This window comes from Mesorhizobium sp. (assembly GCF_004962925.1).
GTDB lineage: Bacteria > Pseudomonadota > Alphaproteobacteria > Rhizobiales > Rhizobiaceae > Mesorhizobium.
In genome coordinates, this window is the sequence record NZ_SUEO01000149.1 from 8381 (window position 1) to 15878 (window position 7498).

A 7498-nucleotide genomic window follows, 5' to 3' on the forward strand; every position below is an offset into this window, starting at 1 on the left:
GCAAGGCGCTGCGCGCCAACGAAGCCAACAAAAAGAAGTTCGAAGGCCAGCGCGCCCAGCTCGAAGCCCGTAACCTCGAGCGCAAGTCCGAGGCCACGCAGGTTTCGGAAAAGCTTGACGGCAAGAGCTTCATCGCCGTGCGTTCGGCCGGCGAAACCGGCCAGCTCTACGGCTCGGTGTCGACCCGCGACATCGCAGAGCTTTTGACGGCAGACGGCTTTTCGGTCAACCGCAACCAAATCCTGCTCAACCAACCGATCAAGACCATCGGCCTTACCAATGTGGCGATCGCGCTGCATCCGGAAGTCGAGGTCACCATCACGCTCAACATCGCCCGCACGGCCGACGAAGCCGAGCGCCAGGCCAAGGGCGAGACGCTGACCACCGCCGAAGCCATCTATGGCGAAGACATCAACGACAATGCCCGCCCGGACAACTTCTTCGATCCCAATGCCGAGTTCGAAGGCGGCGAAGACAACGGCTGATCGCACGTCGCAAGGCGTCATAGCGGCGCTTTAATCAATTTCGTCGGCTTCCAGTCAGTTCTGGACCAATGCCCGGGCCCCTCGCCCGGGCATTTTTGTGCCAACAGGAACTTTTCGAAACCCTATATGTTGATGCAGAGTAGGACAGGCTGTCTGACCGAGAGGGGACATTTGGTCATGAATATTCTGCTGAAACGCGTTCTCGACCGCCTGGTGCGCACCGGAAATCTCAAAGTCACCGGACCCAAGGGCTTGTCGGTGATTTTCGGCGACGGCAGCGGCGAGCCGGTGCACATGCACATCAAGACCACGCATGCCGAGCGCGCCATTACCTTCGATCCGATGCTGGCGGTACCGGAAGCCTATATGGACGGCGAACTCGACATACTCGAGGGCGGCGTACTTGGGGTCATGCGCATCGCCTTCCAGAACATGGGCAGCGGCGGCATCGATGCCACCTGGTCGAAAGCGATCGAGGGCCTGCGCCACGCCTTCCGTCGCCTGCAGCAAATCAACACGGCGGCGCGCGCGCGCCGCAACGTGCAGCGCCACTATGATCTGTCGGGCGACCTCTACAGGCTCTTCCTCGACGAGGACATGCAGTATTCCTGCGCCTATTTCGAGCAGCCGGACATGACGCTCGACGAGGCGCAGGCCGCCAAGAAGCGCCACATCGCCGCCAAGCTCAGGCTCAAGGCCGGCCAGACGGTGCTCGACATTGGCTCCGGCTGGGGCGGGCTCGGTCTCTATCTCGCCAAGTCCTTCGACGTGGACGTGCAAGGTGTGACGTTGTCGACCGAGCAGCATGGCGTCGCCACCGACCGGGCACATGCGCAAGGCCTGGAAAACCGCGTGCATTTCGAATTGAAGGATTACCGCGAGCTGAATGAGCGCTTCGACCGCATCGTCTCGGTCGGCATGTTCGAGCATGTCGGCGTCAACCACTTCCGCACCTTCTTCGACAAATCGGCGACGCTGTTGAAGCCGGACGGCGTCATGCTGCTGCACACGATCGGCCGCTCCGGCGTGCCATGGGCAACCAGCGCCTTCATCCGCAAATACATCTTCCCGGGCGGCTACATCCCCGCGCTCTCCGAAGTGATGCCGGCGATCGAGAAGTCGGGCCTCATCGTAACCGACATCGAAATCCTGCGGCTGCATTATGCCGACACGCTGAAGCACTGGGGCGAGCGCTTCGCTGCCAATCGCGATAAGGCCAAGGCGATCTATGACGAGCGTTTCTGCCGCATGTGGGAATTCTATCTGGCCGCCTCTGAAGCCGCCTTCCGCTGGCAGGATCTGGTGATCTTCCAAATCCAGATCGCGAAGAAGAACGATACCTTGCCGATGACGCGCGACTACATGGCCAAATGCGAGAAGGCGCTGGAGATGCGCGACATGGGGCATCGCCCAAAAGCCCCTGCCGCCAAGCCCGCGCGCCGCCGCAAGGTGGCGGATACGGAATAGACTTCCGGCGATCTCGCCATTGCCGCTTGCCATTGCCGACCCACACGCTGAAAAAGGTCTCGTCGTCGCGGGACCTTCTTCATGACCTATCTCATCTACATCGTTGCTGCCCTTGCCGAGATCGCCGGCTGCTTTTCGGTCTGGGCGTGGTGGCGGCTGGAAAAGTCGCCGCTGTGGCTGGCGCCAGGCCTGGCCTCGCTCGCACTGTTCGCACTCCTGCTGGCGCTGGTAGACATCAGTGCGGCGGGCCGCGCCTATGCCGCTTATGGCGGCATTTACATCGCCGCCTCGCTCGGATGGCTGTGGCTGGTGGAAGGCGTGCGCCCCGACCGCTGGGACCTTGCCGGTTCCGCGCTCTGTATCGTTGGCGCCTCGGTCATCCTGCTCGCGCCTCGGGGGGCGTAAGCTATGGAACTGCCTATCCCGCTTCGGCAGGGCGTCGAGCGCCTCCTCGAAAAAGTGCCGCTGCCGACGCTGAAGCAAGCGGCAAAGACGCTGTCGGACCGCTACCGCGCCGAGTTGCGCGACGGCCGCCTGCACATGGCCGAGGAGATGGCGGTCAAGGCCTATCTGGCGACGCGGCTGCCGGCGACCTATGCCGCCGTCCGTGCCAGCCTTGATGCGGTCAGCGAAGCACGGCCCGATTATGCGCCGAAAACCCTGCTCGATGTCGGCGCCGGCCCTGGTACCGTACTTTGGGCCGCGCTCGATCTCTGGCCCGACCTCGAGCAGGCGGTGCTGATCGAGGCGAGCGCCGCGGTGCGCCGGGTCGGCGAGGCGCTTGCCACTGAGGCGATGACGGCCAGGATCGCCTGGCTGGCCGGCGATGTCACCATCGACCTTGCCGACCTCAAGCCGGCTGAGCTGGTCAGCTGCGCCTATGTGCTGGACGAGATCGGGCCGGCCTCGCTGCCAAAACTCATCGACCGGCTCTGGCACCTGACCGACGACACGCTGCTGGTCGTCGAGCCGGGCACGCCGGCCGGATGGCAGCGCATCCTTGCCGTGCGCCGGCATCTGATCGAGGCGGGCGCGCATGTGCTCGCCCCTTGCCCGCATGAGGCGCCCTGCCCGCTAGCGGCGCCCGACTGGTGCCATTTTTCTCGCCGTGTCGCGCGTTCGCGCCTGCACCGGCTGGCCAAGGACGCCGACGTGCCATGGGAGGACGAGAAATTCATCTACGTCGCCGCCTCCCGCCAGGCAGTTGCCCCACCGCAGGCGCGGGTGATCGCACCGCCGAAATCGGGCTCCGGCAAGGTTCTGCTGAAACTTTGCGAAAAGGACGGAAGCGCCGGCGAGAGACTTTTGACCAAGCGCGACGGCGATGTCTTCAGGCTGGCCCGGCGGCTGGACTGGGGCGATTCGGCAGGCGAATGAAGATGCAGCCTCATTTCACTTCCGGCGTGTGTATTCGTAGCGCACGAACAGCCAGCTCTTGCCCGTGCCGTTGGCCATCATCACATGCTGCTCCTTCAGCACATGGTCGGGGTCTGGGCTGGAAATCGCCATGTCGGAGATCATGAAGCGGCCTTCGACCTCCGGCCCGAAGCCGACGAAACCTTGCGGTTCGAACTGGACGTCGATCTTGCCCCCCGCCGCGGACCCGAAGCTGCGGGCCGGCATGATCGAGACAGGAAAGCGCGTGTCCATCGAGACATATTTCCAGCGGCCCTCAACCCTGTCGAAATTGAGATAGTCGAGCCTGGTGAAATCGGGAACCTGCGCATCCGGAGCCGGCCGCATAATCTCCTGTAGGATCGGCCCTATCATGGTGCGCTCTGCGACGAGCCCGCGGGCAACGATCGGCTCGGCGCCCGGCGCCGGCCAGAGGCTGGCGACAACGTCCCAGCTTCCCGTCTGCTTCTTGAGCTCCTCCTCTTCGGGGCCGGCCTGCGACATGCGCTCGGCCGCCGAAGGATCGGCGGCGCGTGAGGGCGAGATGACGATGAAACCTGCGAGGCCGAACAAAAAAACAAGCAGAACTGCGTCGATCTTGCGCATGATGATCTCCTGGTCGCGGCCCGCCATTCTGAACTTCGATGCAAGCAGCGCGCCGGTCAACCCGGTTTACTCAAGCGCATCTTCTGTGCATGTCTCTGACGCATTTCGTTCTTGATTTGTTCAAGGCGTCGCGTAGAATCGCCAGCTTGTCGAGTCAACCGGAATCAGGGCGCGGGAATACTGTCCTGTGGACGGTTTGTTGTTCCTGTGAACAGTGGGGCATCAAAGCCGGTTGGACAGGCACTGTTGCAGATAAGTCAGCATGGATTTGTCCCCTTCTGATATCGAGAAGCCGGGATCGAAACCGGGGACATCATGGCAGAGGCAGCGCGAAAATTCGGCGTGGCGGAAACACCGCTCTATCGGGAGGCGCCGAACAACATCGAAGCTGAGCAGGCGCTGCTCGGCGCCATCCTCGTCAACAACGATGCCTTCTACCGCGTCTCGGACTTCCTGAAATCCGGCCATTTCTACGAGCCGCTGCACAGAAAAATCTTCGAGGTCGCCGCCGAACTCATTCGCATGGGCAAGGTAGCGACGCCGATCACGCTGAAGACCTTCCTGCCGGCCGACGAGAAGGTCGGGGATATGACGGTTGCGCAATATGTCGTGCGGCTGGCTGTCGAGGCGGTCACCGTCGTCAACGCCGCCGACTACGGCCGCGCCATCTACGATCTCGCCACGCGGCGCGCACTGATCACCGTCGGCGAAGACATGGTCAACATCGCCTACGATGCGCCGGTTGACATGTCGCCGTCGGAGCAGATCGAGGATGCCGAACGGCGCCTGTTCGAACTGGCCGAGACCGGCCGCTACGATGGCGGCTTCGAGAGCTTCACCGACGCGGTGAAAACCGCCGTCGACATGGCCAACGCCGCCTATATGCGCGACGGACATCTGTCGGGCGTCGCCACCGGCCTGCGCGATCTCGACCGCCGCATGGGCGGCCTGCAGCCGTCCGATCTGATCATCATCGCCGGCCGTCCCGGCATGGGCAAGACGTCGCTCGCCACCAACATGGCCTTCAACATCGCCGAGGCCTATGTGCCGGCGCAACAGGCCGACGGTTCGTTCAAGGCGGCCAATGGCGGCGTCGTCGGCTTCTTCTCGCTCGAAATGTCGTCGGAACAGCTGGCTACCCGCATCATTTCCGAGCAGACCGAAATCCCGTCATCAAAAATCCGCCGCGGCGAGATCAGCGAGATGGACTTCGAAAAGCTGGTCGCATGCTCGCAGACCATGCAGAAGATCCCGCTGTTCATCGACCAGACCGGCGGCATCTCGATCGCCCAGCTGTCGGCGCGCGCGAGGCGGCTGAAGCGCCAGCGCGGCCTCGACGTCATCGTCATCGACTATATCCAGCTGATGCAAGGGTCGAGCGCGAAATCCTCGCAGAATCGCGTGCAGGAGATCACCGAAATCACCACCGGCCTGAAGGCACTGGCCAAGGAGCTTGCCGTGCCGATCATCGCGCTGTCGCAGCTGTCACGCCAGGTCGAAAGCCGCGACGACAAGCGCCCGCAGCTCTCGGATCTGCGCGAATCGGGCTCGATCGAGCAGGACGCGGACGTGGTGATGTTCGTCTACCGCGAGGAATACTATCTGAAGAACCGCGAGCCGAAGCCCGGCACCGACGAATACATCAAATGGGAAAACGAGATGAACGAGATGCGCGGCAAGGCCGAAGTCATCGTCGCCAAGCAGCGCCACGGACCGACCGGCTCGGTCAGCCTCGCCTTCCAGGGCGAGTTCACCCGCTTCTCCGACCTCGCCGAGGAGCATCATATTGCGGAGAGGTTTGAGTAGCTTTTTTGATGTCGGAGCAGGCGGTTGGATTTCAGTGACATCTACCAAAGGATGAAATTTGAAGCGTACGAACTCTCCGAGGAAGAACGCTCTCAACTCACCGACTATTTGAAGTCCCCAGGGTCAGCTTATCGCCTGGAATCCAACGCCGCGATATTGGTGTTTTGCTACTCGAGTGAACCAATGTCCGAGAATGTTACATTGGTGAGGAAATTCCTTGCCAAGGATGCTGTCGACTATTCTCGAAGCGCGGCAGTGACTGGTCTTTATCGAGTTTGGAAATTGGGAGCGACCGCTGACATCGACGATCTGCTGAGTTTTTTGGCCCTTTCGTTGGACGAATCTCGGCACGACACCTCTCTGGCAGCGATCGGGTGCGCATTCCTTTTGATGCACCGGCTCAATGATCGTCGCCTCTCGACTGCCCTTATGAGATTGCTGGAGACGTTGCATGATGAAGTCAGGCGAGAGAACGACTTCGTGGTCAGTTTATTCATCCATGCGTGTTGTGCGGCATTTGACAATTGGGCTCAGAGAAACGGACAGCGCCGCACTCATTTCGATACGATCGAAGATGCTTTGCCGGTTTACTGGGATCGTCCCAAATACCTCTTGGAATCGATAAACTGATGGCCAAGTCCCGCGTTCAGTTCATTTGCCAGAATTGCGGATCGGTGCATCAGCGCTGGGCCGGCAAATGCGATGCGTGCGGCGAGTGGAATACACTGGTCGAGGAAGGCACGGCCGGCGGCATCGGTTCGGGGCCGGCCAACACCCGCAACGCCCGCAAGGGCCGTGCCGTGGTGCTGACGACGCTCTCCGGCGACATCGAGGATGCGCCGCGCATCGTCTCCGGCATCGGCGAACTCGACCGCGCCACCGGCGGCGGTTTCGTGCGCGGCTCGGCCCTTCTGGTCGGCGGCGATCCCGGCATCGGCAAGTCGACGCTTTTGACCCAGGCGGCCGCCGCGCTCGCCGCAAAAGGCCACCGCATCGTCTACGTCTCGGGCGAAGAGGCTGTCGCCCAGATCAGGCTGCGCGCGCAGCGGCTCGGTGTCGCGCACACTCCGGTGGAGCTTGCCGCCGAAACCAATGTCGAGGACATCCTCGCCACCATCGCCGACGGCAAGCGGCCGGATCTGGTGATTCTGGATTCGATCCAGACCTTGTGGACCGACATGGCCGATTCGGCTCCTGGCACCGTCACGCAGGTGCGCGCCGCCGCCCAGGCGATGATCCGCTATGCGAAATCCACAGGGGCGGCGATCGTGCTCGTCGGCCACGTCACCAAGGAAGGCCAGATCGCGGGCCCTCGCGTCGTCGAGCACATGGTCGATGCCGTGCTCTATTTCGAGGGCGAAGGCGGCCACCACTACCGCATCCTGCGCACCGTCAAGAACCGCTTCGGACCGACCGACGAGATCGGCGTCTTCGAAATGTCTGATATGGGCCTGCGCGAGGTCGCCAATCCGTCCGAGCTTTTTCTCGGCGAACGCCATGCGAAAGCGCCCGGCGCTGCGGTTTTCGCTGGCATGGAGGGAACCCGCCCGGTGCTGGTCGAGATCCAAGCGCTGGTGGCGCCATCGTCGCTGGGCACGCCCCGCCGCGCCGTCGTCGGCTGGGACGGCGCCCGGCTGTCGATGATCCTCGCCGTTCTCGAAGCCCATTGCGGAGTCCGCTTCGGGACCCATGACGTCTATCTCAATGTTGCCGGCGGCTACCGTATCTCGGAGCCGGCC

The 7498-nt window shown here is 62.6% G+C and carries 8 protein-coding genes; 7 read left to right on the top strand and 1 reads right to left on the bottom strand.

From position 1 onward, the window contains the following. The 4 genes from rplI to E5W87_RS24715 form a co-directional block, all read left to right on the top strand. Positions 1-485, top strand: a 485-nt coding sequence (gene rplI, locus E5W87_RS24700) for a 50S ribosomal protein L9 (RefSeq protein WP_292403504.1), incomplete at its 5' end; no start/stop codon positions are given. A gap of 177 nt (positions 486-662) precedes the next feature. Continuing rightward, on the top strand, positions 663-1952 hold the full coding sequence (locus tag E5W87_RS24705) for a cyclopropane-fatty-acyl-phospholipid synthase family protein (protein WP_292403507.1): 1290 nt from the start codon (positions 663-665) through the stop codon (positions 1950-1952). An 81-nt stretch (positions 1953-2033) separates the two neighbouring features. Beyond that, complete coding sequence (locus E5W87_RS24710) at positions 2034-2357, top strand: YnfA family protein (protein ID WP_292403510.1); 324 nt, start codon at positions 2034-2036, stop codon at positions 2355-2357. A 3-nt stretch (positions 2358-2360) separates the two neighbouring features. Continuing rightward, positions 2361-3329: a small ribosomal subunit Rsm22 family protein gene (locus E5W87_RS24715; RefSeq protein WP_292403513.1), complete on the top strand. Its 969-nt coding sequence runs from the start codon at positions 2361-2363 to the stop codon at positions 3327-3329. Positions 3330-3344: 15 nt separating this feature from the next. On the opposite strand, the gene E5W87_RS24720 is transcribed toward E5W87_RS24715, so the two are convergent. Beyond that, the gene (locus E5W87_RS24720; protein ID WP_292403516.1) at positions 3345-3953 is read right to left on the bottom strand and encodes a hypothetical protein; all 609 of its coding nucleotides are present in this window, start codon (positions 3951-3953) and stop codon (positions 3345-3347) included. A gap of 315 nt (positions 3954-4268) precedes the next feature. Between E5W87_RS24720 and E5W87_RS24725 the strand changes: the two genes are divergently transcribed. From E5W87_RS24725 to radA, 3 genes are all read left to right on the top strand, one after another. Further along, on the top strand, positions 4269-5759 hold the full coding sequence (locus tag E5W87_RS24725; RefSeq protein ID WP_095483188.1) for a replicative DNA helicase: 1491 nt from the start codon (positions 4269-4271) through the stop codon (positions 5757-5759). Between the two features lie 24 nt (positions 5760-5783). Continuing rightward, positions 5784-6389 (top strand): hypothetical protein, encoded by a 606-nt coding sequence (locus E5W87_RS24730; protein ID WP_292403519.1) that lies wholly within the window; start codon positions 5784-5786, stop codon positions 6387-6389. After that, on the top strand, positions 6389-7498 hold a 1110-nt coding region (radA, locus tag E5W87_RS24735; RefSeq protein WP_292403521.1), incomplete at its 3' end, for a DNA repair protein RadA. The genes E5W87_RS24730 and radA, both read left to right, overlap by 1 nt.

What these genes read in the sequence shown, in the direction of transcription:
- E5W87_RS24715 (WP_292403513.1), top strand. Translation starts at nt 2,361, where the DNA reads ATGGAACTGCCTATCCCGCTTCGGCAGGGCGTCGAGCGCCTCCTCGAA.
- E5W87_RS24725 (WP_095483188.1), top strand. Translation starts at nt 4,269, where the DNA reads ATGGCAGAGGCAGCGCGAAAATTCGGCGTGGCGGAAACACCGCTCTAT.
- E5W87_RS24705 (WP_292403507.1), top strand. Translation starts at nt 663, where the DNA reads ATGAATATTCTGCTGAAACGCGTTCTCGACCGCCTGGTGCGCACCGGA.
- E5W87_RS24720 (WP_292403516.1), bottom strand. Translation starts at nt 3,953, where the DNA reads ATGCGCAAGATCGACGCAGTTCTGCTTGTTTTTTTGTTCGGCCTCGCA.
- E5W87_RS24710 (WP_292403510.1), top strand. Translation starts at nt 2,034, where the DNA reads ATGACCTATCTCATCTACATCGTTGCTGCCCTTGCCGAGATCGCCGGC.